This window comes from Mycolicibacterium parafortuitum, from assembly GCF_010725485.1.
GTDB lineage: Bacteria > Actinomycetota > Actinomycetes > Mycobacteriales > Mycobacteriaceae > Mycobacterium.
The window spans coordinates 4,775,826-4,792,955 of sequence record NZ_AP022598.1; the positions used below are offsets into that span (position 1 = coordinate 4,775,826).

Here is a 17,130-nt window from a genome sequence, read left to right on the forward strand (position 1 = left end):
TTACGGTATCGGACATGGCTGACCTTGATCCGGTACTGCAGAAGGTGCTTGAGGCGTTCCCGTTCCAGCTGAGCACCGACGGCGGACCGGAGGCGGCCCGGCAGCGCTTCAAGGATCTCCCCCGCGGCCCGGTGCATCCCGAGGTCGACGCATACGACCGCACGATCGACGGCCCCGGCGGACCGATCGCGCTGCGCGTGTACCGGTCGCCGTCAGAGGATGCGGCGCTGCCCGTGGTGGTGTTCATCCACGGCGGCGGCTGGACGGTCGGCGACCTCGACAGCTACGACGGTCAGGCCCGCATGCACGCGATGGGCGCGGGCGCTGTCGTGGTGTCGGTCGACTACCGGCTGGCCCCCGAACATCCCTATCCGGCCGCGGTCGAGGACGTCTGGGCGGCGACCCGATGGGTTGTCGAGCACGCCGGCGAGATCGGTGCCGATGCGAGCAGGCTCGCGGTCGCCGGCGATTCCGCGGGCGGCAACCTCGCCGCGGTGGTGGCGCAGTCGGCCCGCGACGCCGGGATCGCGATGCGCCTCCAGCTGCTGTGGTATCCGTCGACGACGTTCGACACATCGCTGCCGTCGTTCACCGAGAACGCCGACGCCCCGATCCTGGACCTGAAGTCCTGCAAGGCTTTCAGCCGTTGGTATGTCGGTGATCTGGACCTCTCCGACCCACCGGTGACGCTGATCCCGGCGCGCGGGGAGCTGTCGGGGCTCGCCCCGGCCTATATCGCGGTCGCCGGACACGACCCGCTGCGCGACGACGGCCTGCGCTATGCCGAGTTGCTGACCGCGGCCGGGGTGCCGGTCGAGGTGCACGAGGCCGAATCCCTGGTGCACGGCTACCTCGGCTACGCCGGGATCGTCCCGGCCGCCACCGAGGCCCTCGAACGCGGACTGAAGGCGTTGCGTGCCGCGCTAACGTGAGGTGAGCAGCAGGAGGCGCCATGACCGAACCCGACGTCCACACCGTCATCATCGGCGCGGGGTTCTCCGGGATCGGGACCGCCATCCAGCTCGACCGGGCCGGGATGCCCGATTATCTGATCGTCGAGGCCGGCGACGAACCCGGCGGCACCTGGTACTGGAACACCTATCCGGGGGTCGCGGTCGACATCCCGTCGTTCTCCTACCAGTTCTCGTTCGAACAGAGCACGTCGTGGTCGCGGACCTACGCGCCGGGCAACGAGCTCAAGGGCTACGCCGAGCACTGCTTCGACAAGTACCGGCTACGGTCGAGGGCCCGGTTCGCGACGGTGGTGCGCAGCGCCGAATTCGATGAAGCCCAAGAGCTTTGGCGTCTCAGCCTGGATTCCGCCGAAGGTCCGACCACCTTGACGGCGCGGTTCGTCGTGAACGCCGGCGGCGCGCTGACGGTGCCGAATCTGCCCGACATAGACGGCGTGGACACCTTCGCCGGACCCACCGTGCACACCGCCCGCTGGGACCACGACCTGGACCTGACCGGGAAACGGGTCGCCGTCATCGGCACCGGCGCGTCGGCCGTCCAGGTGATTCCGGAGATCGCGCCGATCACGGCGCGGCTGACCGTGTTTCAGCGCACCCCGATCTGGTGCTTCCCGAAATTCGACGTCCCGCTGCCGAGGGCGGCCAAGTCGATGATGGGGTTGCCGTTCGGCCAGACGCTGCAGCGTTTCGTCAGCCAGGCCTATGTGGAGCTGACGTTCCCGCTGGCCGCCCAGTACTTCACCGTCAACCCGATGGCCAAGCGGATGAGCAAGCTCGGGCTGGCGTATCTGCGCAGGCAGGTCCACGATCCGGCGGTGCGCGACAAGCTCACGCCGCGCTACGCGGTCGGCTGTAAGCGGCCCGGCTTCCACAACACGTACCTGTCGACGTTCAACCGCGACGACGTCGAGTTGGTCACCGAACCGATCGACAGGATCACCGGTACGGGCGTCGCGACCGCCGACGGGGTGCACCGCGAGGTCGACGTACTGATTTTGGCGACCGGATTCAAGGTGCTCGACACCGAGAACGTGCCGACGTACGAGGTGATCGGCCGCGACGGCCGATCCCTGTCGAAGTTCTGGAACGAGCACCGACTGCAGGCCTACGAGGGCGTGAGCGTCCCCGGCTTTCCGAACTTCTTCACGGTCTTCGGGCCGTACGGCTACGTCGGCTCGTCCTACTTCGCGTTGATCGAGGCACAGACCGCACACATCGTGCGCTGCCTGCAGGAGGCCCGGCGCCGCAACGCCACCCGGATCGAGGTGCGCCAGGAGGCCAACGACCGGTACTTCGCCGAGATGATGCGCAAGAGGCACCGGCAGATCTTCTGGCAGGACAGCTGCCGGCTGGCCAACAGCTACTACTTCGACCAGCACGGCGACGTGCCGCTGCGGCCGGCCAGCACGCTCGAGGCGTACTGGCGCAGCCGCCGCTTCCCGATCGACGACTACGAGTTCGCCTCTTACGTTCGGGCGCAATGACTTTCGAGCAGCTGCAACAACCGCCACGATGCGACGCGGTCCGTCATTTCGCGGTCATATCGGGTTGGACCTGTCTGAGCAGACTCGGAAAGGACGCCGTGACGAGCAACGCGATTGCGACAAGGGCGCTGCTGGCCCATACGGGGCCGAGGTCGGCGAGTCTGGTACTCAGAGTTGCCGCGGCGATGGCTGGGCCCGCAGCGGCGCCGACGTTCAAGGCAGCCGTTGCATACGAGCCGGCCATCGTCGGCGCTTCGGAGGCCTCGTACAAAACCCGTGTGATCAGCGTGCTTCCTACGGCGAAAGAGACGGCTCCCTGAGTGAAGGCCAGGATGAGCAGAGTGACCGGGTGAGAAGCCATCACGGCCAAGCCGACCCAGCCGATCAGTAGCAATGGTCCACCGACCGCGATGACCCGACCGGGCCATCGGTCAGACAGCCGCCCGGCCACGTTGACACCGACGAAGCATCCCAGGCCGAACACCACCAGCACCACAGAGACCCACACAGAGCCGAGGCCGGCGACGTCGATGACGATCGGAGCGAGGAAGGTATAGGTTCCGAACGTCGCCGCATTGACCAGCGCGCTCAGCACCAGAATGAGTATCAGCCGGGGACGTCGAAGTTGGACAAGTTCCCGCCCCAGATCCGGTCCGGTTGCTGCGTCTGGTGGGTGATGCGATACGGGGATGCCACGCAGTACCCCGACTGCCGAAGGCAAACACAACAGTGCGACGACCCAAAAGGTGGCACGCCAGTCGAGCAACGCCCCTAGCAGTGCGCCGCCGGGCACTCCGATGATGGTGGCCAGGGTGGTACCGCCCAGAAGCACAGCCAGGGCACGGCCCTTTCGATCAGCAGGGACGAGTGCAGCGGCTGCGGTCAGCGCGACAGCCAGAAAGCCGGCGTTGGCCAGCGCCGCGGCGATCCGGGTCACCAGCAGAACGGTGAAGCTCTCGGTGACTGCGCCGACCACGTGCGCCGAGAGGAACAGCGCAAGGAAGCCGAGCAGACTCACCCGCCACTCCCACCGGCGGGTGAGTCCGGCCATCAGCGGTGCACCGACAACCATTCCGATCGCGAAGGCAGACGTGAGCAATCCCGCCGTCGAGACAGAGACACTGAAGTCGGCGGCGATGTTCGGCAGTAGGCCTGCCAGCATGAACTCTGACGTGCCCATGGCAAAGACGGCCAGTGCAAGCAAATAAAGAGGTAGAGGCATCGAAGAACTCCGGGGTGATGAGAAGTCGGACAGGACGTCTCGTCACCGCGGTCAGCGGCCCCAAAGTGCGCGCCATCCACCACGGATGTGGTGGACGCTAGTGATTCAGAAGTTCAGGGAGCTGACGGGTGACCGAAAGCCCCCACCCTGGATGCCTCTGGACTCGACATGAGGTAGACGATACCCAATGCGGGCCGCACTCAGCGTCACCCATGCCATGACGCGCAACTCAGACGGGATCGTCGTCAGACGGCGTTCTTCAGCTCGTCGACCTTGTTCAGCTGCTCCCACGGCAGTTCCACGTCGGTGCGGCCGAAGTGGCCGTACGCGGCGGTCGGCGCGTAGATCGGGCGCAGCAGGTCGAGGTCGCGGACGATCGCGCCGGGGCGCAGGTCGAACACCTCGCCGATGGCCTTCTCGATCTTGACCGGGTCGACGGTCTCCGAACCGAACGTCTCGACGAACAGACCGACCGGGGCGGCCTTACCGATGGCGTAGGCGACCTGGACCTCGACGCGCTGGGCCAGGCCCGCGGCGACGACGTTCTTGGCGACCCAGCGCATCGCGTACGCGGCCGAGCGGTCCACCTTTGACGGATCCTTGCCGGAGAAGGCGCCGCCGCCGTGGCGGGCCCAGCCGCCGTAGGTGTCGACGATGATCTTGCGGCCGGTCAGGCCGGCGTCGCCCATCGGGCCGCCCAGCACGAACTTTCCGGTCGGGTTGACCAGGATGCGCGGGTCGGAGGTGTCCAGCGTGTCGTGCGCGAGCTCGGCGAGCACCGCGTCGATGACGTGCTGCTTGATCTCGGGCTCGAGCTGGCTCTCCAGGTCGATGCCGTCGGCATGCTGGGTGGACAGCACCACGGTGTCCAGGCGCACCGGGGTGGTGCCGTCGTACTGGACGGTGACCTGGGTCTTGCCGTCGGGACGCAGGTAGCCCAGCGTGCCGTTCTTGCGGACCTCGGTCAGCTTGCGCGACAGGCGGTGCGCCAGCGCGATCGGCAGCGGCATCAGTTCGGGGGTGTCGGCGATCGCGTAGCCGAACATCAGGCCCTGGTCGCCGGCGCCCTGGGCGTCGAGCGGGTCGGCAGCGCCACCGACGCGGGTCTCGTGGGCGGTGTCGACGCCCTGCGCGATATCGGGCGACTGCCGGCCGATGCCGATGTTCACGCCGCAGGTCTCGCCGTCGAAGCCCTTCTCCGACGAGTCGTAGCCGATCTCCAGGATGCGCTCGCGCACGGTGTTGGTGATGTCGGCGAACGCTTCCTTCGCGTTCGTGGTCACCTCGCCGACGACGTGCACCTGGCCGGTGGTCACCAGCGTCTCGACCGCGACACGGGACTTCGGGTCACCGGCCAGCAGCGCGTCCAGCACCGAGTCACTGATCGCGTCGCAGATCTTGTCGGGATGACCCTCGGTCACCGACTCACTGGTAAACAGCCGAGCTTCGCTCACGTCCGATTTCCTTCCACTCAGCGCACCTGAGGTAGTTAGTTAGCCAACTTATAGTGCGGCGGCCACACCGCTCTGGGCGCCCCCAAGCACCCAAGCGTGTCCCCCCGCTGCGCGCAACCCTTACGCGCATGTCGATTTACACGTCGTGATCCTGCGTCGCCGACGACTGCAGGAACGCTGCGATCGCGTCCACAATACGACTTGCCATCACGGTCTTCGACCCGTGTTCGAGGGCCGATTCCGAACCATCGGCCGAGAGCAGCCAACCGTCGTTGTGGTCGACCTCGAATGCCCGGTTCTCCCCCACCGCATTGACGACCAGCAGGTCGCATCCTTTGCGCTTGAGTTTCGCCCTGGCGTGGAACAGCACGTCGCCGTTCGCGTCACCGGTCTCGGCGGCGAACCCGACGATCGCGGTCATGTTCGGCAGTTGGCCGTCCTGGCGGGACCGGACGGCTCCGGCGAGCACATCGTCGTTGCGGATCAACTCGATGGCCGGATCGGTGGAGCTGTCCGGGCCCTTCTTGATCTTGCTGGTGGCCGGGTGCGCGGGCCGGAAATCAGCCACCGCGGCGGCCATGACCAGTACGTTCGCGTCGGGAGCGTGCTTGGAGACCGCGTCGCGAAGTTGCGTGGCGGAACCGATGTGGACGACGTGCACGCCCGCCGGGTCGATCAGGCCCGCGGTGTTGCCGGCGATCAGCGTGACATCCGCGCCGCGCTGGGCCAGCACCCGCGCGACCGCATAGCCCTGCTTGCCGGAGCTGCGGTTGCCGATGAAACGGACCGGGTCGATCGGCTCCCGGGTGCCGCCGGCGGTGACGAGTGCTTTCACCCCGGCGAGGTCGTAGGGCAGCGCGTCGCCGCGGGCCAGCAGCAGCTGCGCCACCGTGGTGATCTCTTCGGCTTCGGGCAGGCGCCCGGGTCCGGTGTCGGCACCGGTCAGGCGCCCGGACGCGGGCTCCATCACGACCGCGCCGCGGCGCCGCAGGGTTTCGACGTTCTCGACGGTCGCCGGATGCAGCCACATCTCGGTGTGCATCGCCGGGGCGTACAGCACCGGACAGCGCGCCGTGAGCAGGGTCGCGGTCAGCAGGTCGTCGGCACGGCCGACGGCGGCGCGGGCCAGCAGGTCGGCGGTGGCCGGGGCGACGACGACGAGGTCGGCCTCCTGGCCGAAGCGGACGTGCGGAACCTCGTGGACGTCCTCGAACACCCCGGTGTGCACCGGGTTGCCGGACAGCGCTTCGAACGTGGCCGCCCCGACGAACTTCAGGGCGGATTCGGTGGGCACCACCCGGACGGAGTGCCCGGCCTCGGTGAGTTGACGGACGACTGTGGCCGCCTTGTAAGCGGCGATGCCACCGGCGACGCCGACGATGATCCGCTTGGCACTCATCGAGTCGCGCCGCGCGCCTGCTACTCGCCCTCGGTGTGCTCGAGGAGGTCGGCGTGGATCTCCCGCAGCGCGATCGACAGCGGCTTCTCCTGCAGACCCGGCTCGACGAGCGGGCCGACGTATTCGAGAATGCCGTCACCGAGCTGGTTGTAGTAGTCGTTGATCTGGCGCGCCCGCTTGGCGGCATAGATGACCAGCGCATACTTGCTCGATGCGCGGTCCAGCAGCTCGTCGATCGGCGGGTTGGTGATGCCCAACGGGGTGTCGTAGGCGCTGGCGGCCGACGGGTCGATGTCCACCGGGGACAACGGAGTACTCACGTAGAAATCTCCTGAAAAAATTGGGCGTTAGGGCTGATCGCGCCGCACTGGCGCGTGGGCCACCAGCAAGGATACCAATTCCGCGCAGGCAGACTCCAATTGACTGTTGACGACGACCCTGTCGAAGTCACCTTGCGCGGCCAGTTCGGCTTTCGCCGTCTCCAGCCTGCGGGCGATCACTTCGGGGGTCTCGGTGCCGCGGCCGGTCAGCCGGCTCTCCAGCACCTCCCAGCTCGGTGGGGCCAGGAATACCGATGTCGCCTCGGGCATCGCCTTCTTGACCGCTCGGGCTCCAGCCAGGTCGACCTCGATCAGAACCGGTCGGCCTGCCGCCGTGGCGGCCCGGACAGGCGCGGCGGGTGTCCCGGAGCGGTGTAGTCCGCCGTGGATGTCCGCCCACTCCAGCAGTGCTCCGTCGTCGATGAGCTGCTGGAACTGCGCTGCCGTGACGAACGTGTAGTCCACTCCGTCGATTTCACCGGGGCGCGGGTCGCGCGTCGTCACCGAGACGCTGAAGTACAGCTCGGGCACGCGCTCGCGCAGGCACCGCACGACGGTGGACTTCCCGACGGCAGACGGGCCGGACAACACCAGGACCGTGGCCCTCGATGCGCTGTCCGGCCCCCTACCTTCGTTCACGACCTCCCTTTACGAGAAGTCGAACTTTTCCAGCAGGGCCTTGCGCTGACGATCACCGAGGCCACGCAGGCGGCGGGTCGGGGCGATCTCCAGTTCGGTCATGATCTCCTGCGCCTTGACCTTGCCCACCTTGGGCAGGGCTTCCAGCAGCGCGGAAACCTTCATCTTGCCCAAGACCTCGTCGGTCTCGGCGTCCGTGAGGACCTGCTTGAGGTTGGTGCCGCCGCGCTTGAGCCGATCCTTGAGCTCGGCACGCGCTCGACGTGCGGCAGCAGCCTTCTCCAACGCTGCCGCGCGCTGTTCGTCGGTCAACTGGGGAAGGGCCACGGGTGTTCCTCCGTCTCATCACCATCAACTGATTTGTCTCGACTGGAAGTGGTGGGGAACCAGAACCAGCCAGCGTGGACGACCGTACCCACGGAGGCTGACGAAAGCGAACCCCACCCCCGGGTTCGACCGTCAAAAGCCCAGCGTGTAGGGCGCACCAGGGTGTCGTCGGCGGTGGTTCGGCCGTCGCGGCGGCAGGCGTGCCGGCACCGCCGATTCAGGATGAAATCCCTGCTTATCGGCGGTATTCATCGATATCGCCGGTTGCCTGGGGCGGATCTACGGGCGCGGCGGCCCCGCCGGCGGCGCCGCACGGACGGCGGACCTGAGAATTTCCCAGGTCATCGCGTGTCGGGCGTGTCGCGGTTCGGTAACGAAGGCTCAGGCGAGGTGCGCGACGGCGCTGCGCATCCGCTCAGCGGCATCGCGGATCGCGGACACATCGGGGCCGCTGCGCAGCACCTCACGCGAGACCGCGGGCAGCAGTTGGCCCTGCCGGGCCCCTCCGAGGCCCGCCAGCGCGTCGGGACGGCCGCCCTGCGCTCCGACGCCGGGCACGAGCACCGGGCCGTTCAGGGTGCTGACATCCGGCGGATCGGCCAGCGTCGCGCCGACGACGACACCGACGGAACCGGGCGACCCGGCCGGGTTGAGCGCCGCCGCGGCGTCGACGATCGACTGGGCGACGGTGCGCCCACCCGCATCGGCGCGCTGCACCGATGCGCCCTCCGGGTTCGACGTGGCGGCCAGCACGAAGACCCCGCGCTCGTGGTCGCGGGCGGTGTCCAGCAGCGGTGCCAGCGACCCGAAGCCCAGATACGGCGACGCTGTCACCGCGTCGGCGGCCAGCGGAGAATCCCCGGCCCACGCGGCGGCGTACGCGGCCATCGTCGAGCCGATGTCGCCGCGCTTGGCATCGGCGAGCACCAGCACCCCGGCCTCGCGCAGCGCGGCGATGGTGCGCTCCAGCACGGCGTAGCCAGCGGAGCCGTACGCCTCGAAGAACGCGACCTGCGGTTTGACGACCGCGAACCCGGTGAACGCGGACACGCAGATGTCGCTGAAGCGGGCCAGGCCGTCCGCGTCGGTCCCGAGCCCCCAACTGCGCAGCAGTTCGGGATGCGGGTCGATGCCGAGGCACAGCGGGCCGCGTTGTGCGATCGCCACCGCCAGGCGCTCGCCGAACCCGCCCACCGTCACGACCCCAGCGAGCTGTGCAGTTCCTGCAGCGACATCACGCCGATGTCGCCGCGGATGCTCGCCTCGATGCCCTGCACCGCTGCCGACGCGCCCTGCACCGTCGTCACGCACGGGATGTTCATCGACACCGCGGCCGAGCGGATCTCGTAGCCGTCGATACGCGGCCCGGAGTTCCCATACGGGGTGTTGAGCACCATGTCGACGTCGCCGGCCTTGATCGCGTCCACCGCGGACGGGCGCGGATCGTCGGCGCTGGGTTGTTCGAAGTGCTTGCGCACCTCGTCGCACGGGATCCCGTTGCGGCGCAACATCTCGGCGGTGCCCTCGGTGGCCAGGATGTGGAAACCGAGGTCGGCGAGGCGTTTGACCGGGAACACCAGCGAGCGCTTGTCCCGGTTGGCGACCGAGACGAACACCGTGCCCTCTCTGGGCAGCGACCCGTAGGCCGCGGTCTGACTCTTGGCGAATGCGCTGCCGAAGTCGTGGGCGATGCCCATCACCTCGCCGGTGGACTTCATCTCTGGCCCGAGCAGCGAATCGATCTGGGAGCCATCGGCCTTGCGGAAGCGATGGAACGGAAGGACGGCTTCCTTGACCGCGACCGGCGCGTTGCGGGCGGTGGTGGCGCCGTCGCCGCTGCGGGCCAGCACACCTTCTTCGCGCAACTCGGCGATGGTGGCACCCAACATGATCCGCGCACACGCCTTGGCCAACGGCACCGCGGTGGCCTTGGACACGAACGGCACGGTCCGCGACGCCCTGGGATTGGCCTCCAGCACGTAGAGGATGTCGTCCTTGAGCGCGTACTGCACGTTGAGCAGCCCGACGACGCCGATGCCGAACGCGATCGCCTCGGTCGCGCGCCGCACCGCGTCGATGTCGCTGCGGCCCAGCGTCACCGGCGGCAGCGCGCACGCCGAGTCGCCGGAGTGGATGCCGGCTTCCTCGATGTGCTCCATCACGCCGCCGATGTAGACCTCGGAGCCGTCACACAGCGCGTCGACGTCGATTTCGATCGCGTCTTCGAGGAATCGGTCGACCAGCACCGGATGTTCGGGCGAGAGCTGGGTGGCGCGCAGGATGTAGCCCTCCAGGTTCTCGTCGTCGTAGACGATCTCCATACCGCGCCCGCCGAGCACGTAGGACGGCCGCACCAGCACCGGGTAGCCGATGTCGGCGGCGATGCGGCGGGCCTGCTCGAAGCTGGTGGCCATGCCGTACTTGGGTGCGGGAAGCCCGGCCGCGGTGAGCACCTCACCGAAATGGCCGCGGTCCTCGGCGAGGTCGATGGCCTTCGGGCTGGTGCCGACGATCGGCACACCGGCGTCCTGCAGCCGCTCGGCCAGACCCAGCGGGGTCTGGCCGCCGAGCTGCACGATCACGCCGACCACGCCCGGGCCCTGTCCGTCGGGACCTGTGCCGGATGCCTGTTCGGCGTAGTAGACCTCCAGCACGTCCTCGAAGGTCAGCGGTTCGAAGTACAGCCGGTCGGCGGTGTCGTAGTCGGTGGACACCGTCTCGGGATTGCAGTTGACCATCACGGTCTCGAAGCCGGCCTCGGTCAGCGTGGTCGCGGCGTGCACACAGCTGTAATCGAATTCGATGCCCTGGCCGATCCGGTTCGGGCCAGATCCGAGGATCAGAACCTTGGGCCGCTCGGTCTGCGGCGCCACCTCGGTCTCGGCCGCGGGATCGATCTCGTAGCTGCTGTAGTGATAAGGAGTCTTGGCCTCGAACTCCGCGGCGCAGGTGTCGACGGTTTTGTACACCGGGTGGATGCCCAGCCGCCGGCGCAGCGCGCGCACACCGACCTCGCCGGCGAGTTCGGGCCGCAGCGCGGCGATCTGACGGTCGGACAGGCCGTGGTGCTTGCTGCGGCGCAGCAGCTCCTCGCCGAGCACCGGAGCCTCGAGAAGCTCCGCGCGCAGTTCGACGAGACCGCCGATCTGGTCGACGAACCAGGGATCCACGCCCGAGGCCTCGGCGACCTCCTCGACCGTCGCGCCGAGGCGCAGCGCGTACTCGATGTCGTAGAGCCTGCCGTCGGTCGCGGTGCGCAGCCGCCCCAGGACCTCGGGGATGTCCCCGGTCGGGTCGGGCCCGGTCCAGAATCCGGCGCGGCCGGTCTCCAGCGAGCGCATCACCTTGCCGAGCGCCTCGATGAAGTTGCGGCCCAGCGACATCGCTTCGCCGACGGACTTCATCGTGGTGGTCAGGGTGGCGTCGGCACCGGGGAACTTCTCGAACGCGAACCGCGGCGCCTTGACCACGACGTAGTCGAGCGTCGGCTCGAAGCAGGCCGGGGTCTCCTTGGTGATGTCGTTGACGATCTCGTCGAGCGTGTAGCCGATCGCGAGCTTGGCGGCGATCTTGGCGATCGGGAACCCGGTGGCCTTCGACGCCAGCGCCGAGGAGCGCGACACCCGCGGGTTCATCTCGATGACGATGAGCCGGCCGTCTTTCGGGTTGACCGCGAACTGGATGTTGCAGCCGCCGGTGTCGACGCCGACCTCGCGCAGGATCTCGATGCCGAGGGTGCGCATCTTCTGGTACTCGCGGTCGGTCAGCGTCATCGCCGGTGCGACGGTCACCGAGTCGCCGGTGTGCACGCCCATCGGGTCGAAGTTCTCGATCGAGCACACGACGACGACGTTGTCGCGGCCGTCGCGCATCAGCTCGAGCTCGTATTCCTTCCAGCCGTAGATCGATTCCTCGATCAGCACGTTGGCCGACGGCGAGGCGGCCAGGCCGTCACCGGCCATCCGCTCGACGTCTTCGGCCGAGTACGCCATGCCGGAGCCCAGGCCGCCCATCGTGAAGGAGGGCCGCACCACCACGGGCAGCCCGAGTTCGGCGACGGTGTCGCGGACTTCGTCCATGGTGAAACAGACGCGGCTGCGGGCCGATTCGCCGCCGGCCTTGGCGACGATGTCCTTGAACTTCTGCCGGTCCTCGCCGCGCTGGATGGCGTCGAAGTTCGCGCCGATCAGCTCGACGTTGTAGCGCTCCAGCGCACCGTTCTCGTAGAGCGCGACCGCGGTGTTCAGCGCGGTCTGCCCGCCCAGGGTCGGCAGCAGCGCGTCGATCTTGTTGCCGCGCGCGGCCTGCTGCGCGATGACCTTCTCGACGAAGTCGGGCGTGATCGGCTCGACGTAGGTGTGGTCGGCGTACTCCGGGTCGGTCATGATCGTCGCCGGGTTGGAGTTGATCAGCGTGACCTGAAGGCCTTCGGCCCTCAGCACCCGGCACGCCTGGGTGCCCGAGTAGTCGAACTCGGCGGCCTGCCCGATCAGGATCGGTCCCGACCCGATGACCAGGATGTGGTTGAGGTCTGTCCGACGCGGCATCTCTACTGGCCCCTTTCACCGCGAGCGCGCGTGTCTGCACACGGCACGCCGAGGAAACTCGTACGAATTCGCGCGCTCGCGCGCGTCGACAGCGCGGTGTCTGTCACTTCTCCCCTGCCATCAGGTCGATGAACTGGTCGAAAAGGTATGCGGCGTCGTGCGGACCTGCCGCCGCCTCCGGGTGGTACTGCACCGAGAACGCCCGGCCGCTGGAGAGCCGCACGCCCTCGACCACCCCGTCGTTCGCGCAGGTGTGGCTGACCTCGGCCTGGCCGAAGGCGGTGTCGAACGTCTGGCCCGCCTCCCCTTCCAGCGCGAAGCCGTGATTCTGCGCGGTGATCGCGACCCGGCCGGTGCGGTGGTCCATCACCGGGATGTTGATGCCGCGGTGGCCGAAGACCATCTTGTAGGTCGACAACCCCAGCGCCCGGCCCAGAATCTGGTTGCCGAAGCAGATGCCGAACAACGGAATCCCCGCGCCGAGCACCTCGCGGGTGACCTCGACGATGTGGTCGGCGGTCGCGGGGTCGCCGGGCCCGTTGGACAGGAACACCCCGTCGGGTTTGAGCTCGGCGATCTGCTCGAACGTCGCCGAGGACGGCAGCACCACACTGCGCACGCCGCGGGCGGCGAAGTTGCGCGGGGTGTTCGTCTTGATACCGAGGTCCAGCGCGGCGACGGTGAACCGATGCGGCCCTTCGGGATCCACCGCGTACTCGGTGTCGGTGCTGACCTCGCCGGCCAGGTCCGCGCCGAGCATCGGCTGCTGCTTGCGCACCCGGTCGACCAACTCCTCGATCGGCGCCTCCGCCGCATCGCCGGAGAACAGACCGGCCTTCATCGAGCCGCGGCTGCGCAGATGCCGCACCACCGCGCGGGTGTCGATACCTGCGATACCGACGATGCCCTGGCGGCGCAGCTCGTCGTCGAGGGTTCCGGTGGCGCGCCAGTTCGACGCCCGGGGCGACGGGTCGCGCACGGCGTAGCCGGCGACCCAGATCTTGTCGCCGCGGCTCTCGCTGTCCTCCTGGTTCCAGCCGGTGTTGCCGATCTGCGGTGCCGTCGCGACGACGATCTGGCGGTGATAACTGGGGTCGGTCAGCGTCTCCTGGTAGCCGGACATACCGGTGGAGAACACCGCCTCGCCGAGGGATTCGCCGACCGCGCCGAACGCGGTGCCGGTGAAGACGCGTCCGTCCTCCAGGACGAGCAGTGCTTTGCGTTCGGTCATGCCACTTCCTCTGGGAGCCACTTCGAATGATCGCGTCGGTCGTCGGGGCGGAACCCGGTGTCGATCTCGGTACCCGACGGCAACTTCCATCGGATCGCCAGGATGCCCTCGTGGGTGAGGGCCTTTCCGGCCAGACTCTTCTCGGCCCGGATCTCGGAGATGGACTCGTCCGGGATCCAGATCGGTCCGGCGCCGGTGCGCTGCAACATGATTCCTTCGGGATAGCGGGTCAGGACGGCCTTGGCGCGAAAACCCAGGTCGCCGGCGGCGACACGGTCGTTCCAGTGCGGCGCCAGGGTGCTGCCGACGTAAAGCCCCTTGGTGGCCGGCACGAGCGCCGGGCCGACGGTGTCGGGAAGCGGGGGCAGGGTGCCGATGATCTGCATCTGTCGCGCGACGCGGTTGCGCCACCCGCGGATCATGCCCTGGATCAGCACCGCGATCAGCAGGGCCAGCACCGCGGCCATGACCAGGGAGGCGACCAGCGTCGGAGTGTTCACGCGCCCACCTTCCCGTCGCGGGCGGTGATCTTGCCGCGCAGCAGGGTGACCGTCACGGCCGCCGGCAGCTCCATGTCCTCGTACGGGGTGTTGTCCGACCGGCTGGCCAGCGCCGAACCCTTCACCGTCCAGCGGGCGTCCGGGTCGACGACGGTGAGGTTCGCGGGTTCGCCGACCTCCAACGGCCTGCCCTGATCGGGCAGCCCGACGATGCGGGCCGGCGCCTCGCTCATCACCCGCGCCACGTCACGCCAGGTCAGCAGGCCGGGTTCGACCATGGTCTCGACGACGACCGACAGCGCGGTCTGCAGGCCGAGCATGCCGGGACGGGCGTTGGCGAACTCGCACATCTTCTCGTGTTCGCCGTGCGGTGCGTGATCGGTTGCGACGCAGTCGATCACACCGTCGGCCAGGGCCTGGCGCAGCGCGACGGCGTCGCCGGCCTCCCGCAGCGGCGGGTTGACCCGGTTGCGCCCGTCGTAGGTCTGCAGCCGGGTGTCGTCGAGCAGCAGGTGGTGCGGGGTGACCTCGGCGGTGATCGCGATGCCCTGCTCCTTGGCCCACCGGACCAGTTCCACGCTGCCCGCCGTGGACGCGTGGCAGATGTGCACGCGGGCGCCCGCGTCGCGGGCCAGCAGCGCGTCGCGCGCGACGATCGATTCCTCTGCGGCACGCGGCCAGCCGGCCAGGCCGAGCCGCGCGGCGTTGGGGCCCTCGTGCGCGACGGCGCCGACGGTCAGGCGCGGCTCCTCGGCGTGCTGGGCGATCAGCACGCCGAGGCCGGAGGCGTACTCCAAGGCCCTCCGCATGACCAGCGGATCGTCCACGCACACACCGTCGTCGGAGAACATCCGGACCTGGCCCGCGCCTGCGGCCATCAGCCCCATCTCGGTGAGCTGCTTGCCCGCCAGGCCCACGGTGACGGCGCCGACGGGGTGCACGTCGACGAGCCCGACCTGCTGACCTCGGTGCCACACATGGTCGGTGACCACGACGCTGTCGGCGACCGGGTCGGTGTTGGCCATCGCGAACACCGCCGTGTAGCCGCCGAGAGCGGCTGCCGCCGAACCGGTCTCGATGTCCTCGGCGTATTCGCGGCCGGGCTCGCGCAGGTGGGTGTGCAGGTCGACGAACCCGGGCAGCAGGATCTGGCCGGCGCAGTCGATCTCCTCGTCGGCGCACAGGCCGGCGCCGATCTCCGCGATCTGCCCGTCGCGCACCAGCACGTCGACCGGCTCGCCCTCGCCGTAGAGCCGGACGGACTTCAACACCACGCTCATGCGCTGATCGCTTCCTTCTCGGCACCGACGAGCAGGTGGAACAACACCGCCATCCGGACGTGCACACCATTGGAGACCTGTTGCAGGACCGCCGATTGCGAGGAGTCGGCCACCGAGTACGCGATCTCCATGCCGCGCAGCATCGGACCGGGGTGCAGCACCACCGCATGCTCGGCCAGCCGGGACTGGCGCTTCTCGGACAGTCCGTAGCGCACCGAGTACTCCCGCGACGACGGGAAGAACCCGCCGTTCATCCGCTCGGCCTGCACCCGCAGCATCAGCACCGCGTCGGCGAGCGGCAGTTCGGCGTCGATGTCGTGGGACACCGTGACCGGCCAGTCCTGCACGCCGACGGGCAGCAGCGTGGGCGGCGCGACGAGGACGACCTCGGCGCCGAGGGTGTGCAGCAGCGACACGTTGGACCGGGCCACCCGGCTGTGCAGCACGTCGCCGACGATCACGACCCGCTTGCCGTCGATGGACCCGAGCCGCTGTCGGATGGTCAGCGCGTCGAGCAGCGCCTGGGTCGGGTGTTCGTGGGTGCCGTCACCGGCGTTGATGACGGACGGGCCGCCGTGCTCGTCGAGCGTCCAGGCGGCCAGCTGCTGGGCCGCGCCCGAGGCCGGGTGCCGGATGATCAGCGCATCGGCGCCCGCGGCGCGCAGCGTCAGCGCGGTGTCGCGCAGCGATTCCCCTTTGGCCACAGACGACCCCGAGGCGCTGACGTTGATCACGTCGGCGCTCATCCACTTACCGGCCACTTCGAACGACACCCGGGTGCGGGTGGAGTTCTCGTAGAACATCGTGATGATGGTGCGGCCGCGCAAGGTGGGCAGCTTCTTGACCTCGCGGCCGACCAGCGCCTCGCGGAAGTGGTCGGCGTTGTCGAGGATCGCCGTGGCGTCGTCGCGGCTCAGATCGGCCGCGGTCAGCAGGTGCTTCACCTGGCAGGCCCTCCGTAAGGTGCGATGCGGACTCCGTCGTCGCCGTCGTTCTCGGTGAGGCGGACCTTGACGTTCTCGGCGCGCGAGGTCGGCACGTTCTTGCCGACGTAGTCCGCGCGGATGGGTAGCTCGCGATGACCGCGGTCGACCAGCACCGCCAGCTGCACGACCTTCGGCCGCCCCAGGTCACGCAGCGCGTCGAGCGCCGAGCGCACGGACCGCCCGGTGTAGAGCACGTCGTCGACGAGGATGACCAGCGCCCCGTCGATGCCGCCCTCGGGGATCGAGGTTTCGGCCAGCGCGCGGGGCGGCTTGCTCATCAGGTCGTCGCGGTACAGCGTGGTGTCGAGCGCGCCGTGGCCGACCTCGACGCCGCTGAACTCGCTGATGTTGCGGGCCAGCCGGGTGGCCAGCGTCACGCCACGGGTCGGGATGCCGAGCAGGATCACCCGCGGGCCGTCGGGACCGTCGAGTGCGGTCTTCTCGATGATCTGATGCGCGATACGGGCGACGGTTCGGCTGACGTCCGCTGCGGACATCAGCTCCCGGTCTGAGCCGGACTGGTCAGGTGCGCCCACGAGGGAGCCGGACCTCCTTCTCCGCCTCACGGGACGGATCGTTAAAGGATGTCGGAAAACTGCGGCGAGCTTATCAGGTGCCGGAGTGTGACCGCGTACACAGCGATGTCCGCGATGCCGGTGAAGTACAGGCCGGCGTAAGGGCCCGCCTACGGTGTGGCGTTGTCCCGCAGCCTGTTTGATTGTCGATCGGTTCTCGGTGACCGCGGATTCTGCCGTCCCCTCCGCGGC

General features: G+C 68.6%; 15 protein-coding genes. 2 read left to right on the forward strand and 13 right to left on the reverse strand.

The window, feature by feature from the left end:
• The first annotated feature begins 14 nt into the window (after positions 1-14).
• Positions 15-932 (forward strand): alpha/beta hydrolase, encoded by a 918-nt coding sequence (locus tag NTM_RS22510; RefSeq protein WP_163767987.1) that lies wholly within the window; start codon positions 15-17, stop codon positions 930-932.
• Positions 933-952: 20 nt separating this feature from the next.
• Positions 953-2,458: a flavin-containing monooxygenase gene (locus NTM_RS22515; protein WP_163767990.1), complete on the forward strand. Its 1,506-nt coding sequence runs from the start codon at positions 953-955 to the stop codon at positions 2,456-2,458.
• 43 nt (positions 2,459-2,501) lie between these two features.
• Here NTM_RS22515 and NTM_RS22520 read toward each other — a convergent pair whose 3' ends face one another.
• From NTM_RS22520 to pyrR, 13 genes are all read right to left on the reverse strand, one after another.
• Positions 2,502-3,680, reverse strand: coding sequence for a Cmx/CmrA family chloramphenicol efflux MFS transporter (locus tag NTM_RS22520; RefSeq protein ID WP_163767993.1), 1,179 nt, complete (start codon positions 3,678-3,680; stop codon positions 2,502-2,504).
• A 245-nt stretch (positions 3,681-3,925) separates the two neighbouring features.
• A complete protein-coding gene (metK, locus tag NTM_RS22525; protein ID WP_104860835.1) occupies positions 3,926-5,134 on the reverse strand; it encodes a methionine adenosyltransferase in 1,209 nt (402 codons plus the stop codon).
• A 136-nt stretch (positions 5,135-5,270) separates the two neighbouring features.
• Positions 5,271-6,533 carry a bifunctional phosphopantothenoylcysteine decarboxylase/phosphopantothenate--cysteine ligase CoaBC gene (gene coaBC, locus NTM_RS22530; protein WP_104860834.1) on the reverse strand — a complete coding sequence of 421 codons (1,263 nt, stop codon included), beginning with the start codon at positions 6,531-6,533 and terminating at the stop codon, positions 5,271-5,273.
• Between the two features lie 20 nt (positions 6,534-6,553).
• Positions 6,554-6,853, reverse strand: coding sequence for a DNA-directed RNA polymerase subunit omega (gene rpoZ / locus NTM_RS22535; RefSeq protein WP_083145295.1), 300 nt, complete (start codon positions 6,851-6,853; stop codon positions 6,554-6,556).
• Between the two features lie 27 nt (positions 6,854-6,880).
• A complete protein-coding gene (gmk, locus tag NTM_RS22540) occupies positions 6,881-7,492 on the reverse strand; it encodes a guanylate kinase (protein WP_104860832.1) in 612 nt (203 codons plus the stop codon).
• Between the two features lie 9 nt (positions 7,493-7,501).
• On the reverse strand, positions 7,502-7,819 hold the full coding sequence (mihF, locus tag NTM_RS22545) for an integration host factor, actinobacterial type (protein WP_011894593.1): 318 nt from the start codon (positions 7,817-7,819) through the stop codon (positions 7,502-7,504).
• Positions 7,820-8,200: 381 nt separating this feature from the next.
• Entirely contained in the window at positions 8,201-9,013 is an 813-nt protein-coding gene (pyrF, locus tag NTM_RS22550; RefSeq protein ID WP_163769591.1) for an orotidine-5'-phosphate decarboxylase, read from the reverse strand.
• Between the two features lie 2 nt (positions 9,014-9,015).
• On the reverse strand, positions 9,016-12,366 hold the full coding sequence (gene carB, locus NTM_RS22555; RefSeq protein WP_163767996.1) for a carbamoyl-phosphate synthase large subunit: 3,351 nt from the start codon (positions 12,364-12,366) through the stop codon (positions 9,016-9,018).
• Between the two features lie 103 nt (positions 12,367-12,469).
• Positions 12,470-13,597, reverse strand: a complete 1,128-nt coding sequence (carA, locus tag NTM_RS22560) for a glutamine-hydrolyzing carbamoyl-phosphate synthase small subunit (RefSeq protein WP_104860829.1) — start codon at positions 13,595-13,597, stop codon at positions 12,470-12,472.
• Positions 13,594-14,097, reverse strand: coding sequence for a PH-like domain-containing protein (locus NTM_RS22565; RefSeq protein ID WP_083145290.1), 504 nt, complete (start codon positions 14,095-14,097; stop codon positions 13,594-13,596). Before NTM_RS22565 ends, carA begins: the two co-directional genes overlap by 4 nt.
• On the reverse strand, positions 14,094-15,377 hold the full coding sequence (locus tag NTM_RS22570) for a dihydroorotase (protein ID WP_163767999.1): 1,284 nt from the start codon (positions 15,375-15,377) through the stop codon (positions 14,094-14,096). The genes NTM_RS22565 and NTM_RS22570 overlap by 4 nt, the downstream gene beginning before the upstream one ends.
• Positions 15,374-16,321: an aspartate carbamoyltransferase catalytic subunit gene (locus NTM_RS22575; RefSeq protein WP_104860826.1), complete on the reverse strand. Its 948-nt coding sequence runs from the start codon at positions 16,319-16,321 to the stop codon at positions 15,374-15,376. The genes NTM_RS22570 and NTM_RS22575 overlap by 4 nt, the downstream gene beginning before the upstream one ends.
• Positions 16,318-16,899, reverse strand: a complete 582-nt coding sequence (gene pyrR, locus NTM_RS22580) for a bifunctional pyr operon transcriptional regulator/uracil phosphoribosyltransferase PyrR (protein WP_104860825.1) — start codon at positions 16,897-16,899, stop codon at positions 16,318-16,320. The genes NTM_RS22575 and pyrR overlap by 4 nt, the downstream gene beginning before the upstream one ends.
• Positions 16,900-17,130 lie beyond the last annotated feature (231 nt).

Bases quoted from the DNA above. Each gene is read 5' to 3' on its own strand.
- NTM_RS22510 (WP_163767987.1), top strand. From the start codon at position 15: ATGGCTGACCTTGATCCGGTACTGCAGAAGGTGCTTGAGGCGTTCCCG.
- NTM_RS22515 (WP_163767990.1), top strand. From the start codon at position 953: ATGACCGAACCCGACGTCCACACCGTCATCATCGGCGCGGGGTTCTCC.
- NTM_RS22520 (WP_163767993.1), bottom strand. From the start codon at position 3,680: ATGCCTCTACCTCTTTATTTGCTTGCACTGGCCGTCTTTGCCATGGGC.
- coaBC (WP_104860834.1), bottom strand. From the start codon at position 6,533: ATGAGTGCCAAGCGGATCATCGTCGGCGTCGCCGGTGGCATCGCCGCT.
- carB (WP_163767996.1), bottom strand. From the start codon at position 12,366: ATGCCGCGTCGGACAGACCTCAACCACATCCTGGTCATCGGGTCGGGA.
- carA (WP_104860829.1), bottom strand. From the start codon at position 13,597: ATGACCGAACGCAAAGCACTGCTCGTCCTGGAGGACGGACGCGTCTTC.
- NTM_RS22570 (WP_163767999.1), bottom strand. From the start codon at position 15,377: ATGAGCGTGGTGTTGAAGTCCGTCCGGCTCTACGGCGAGGGCGAGCCG.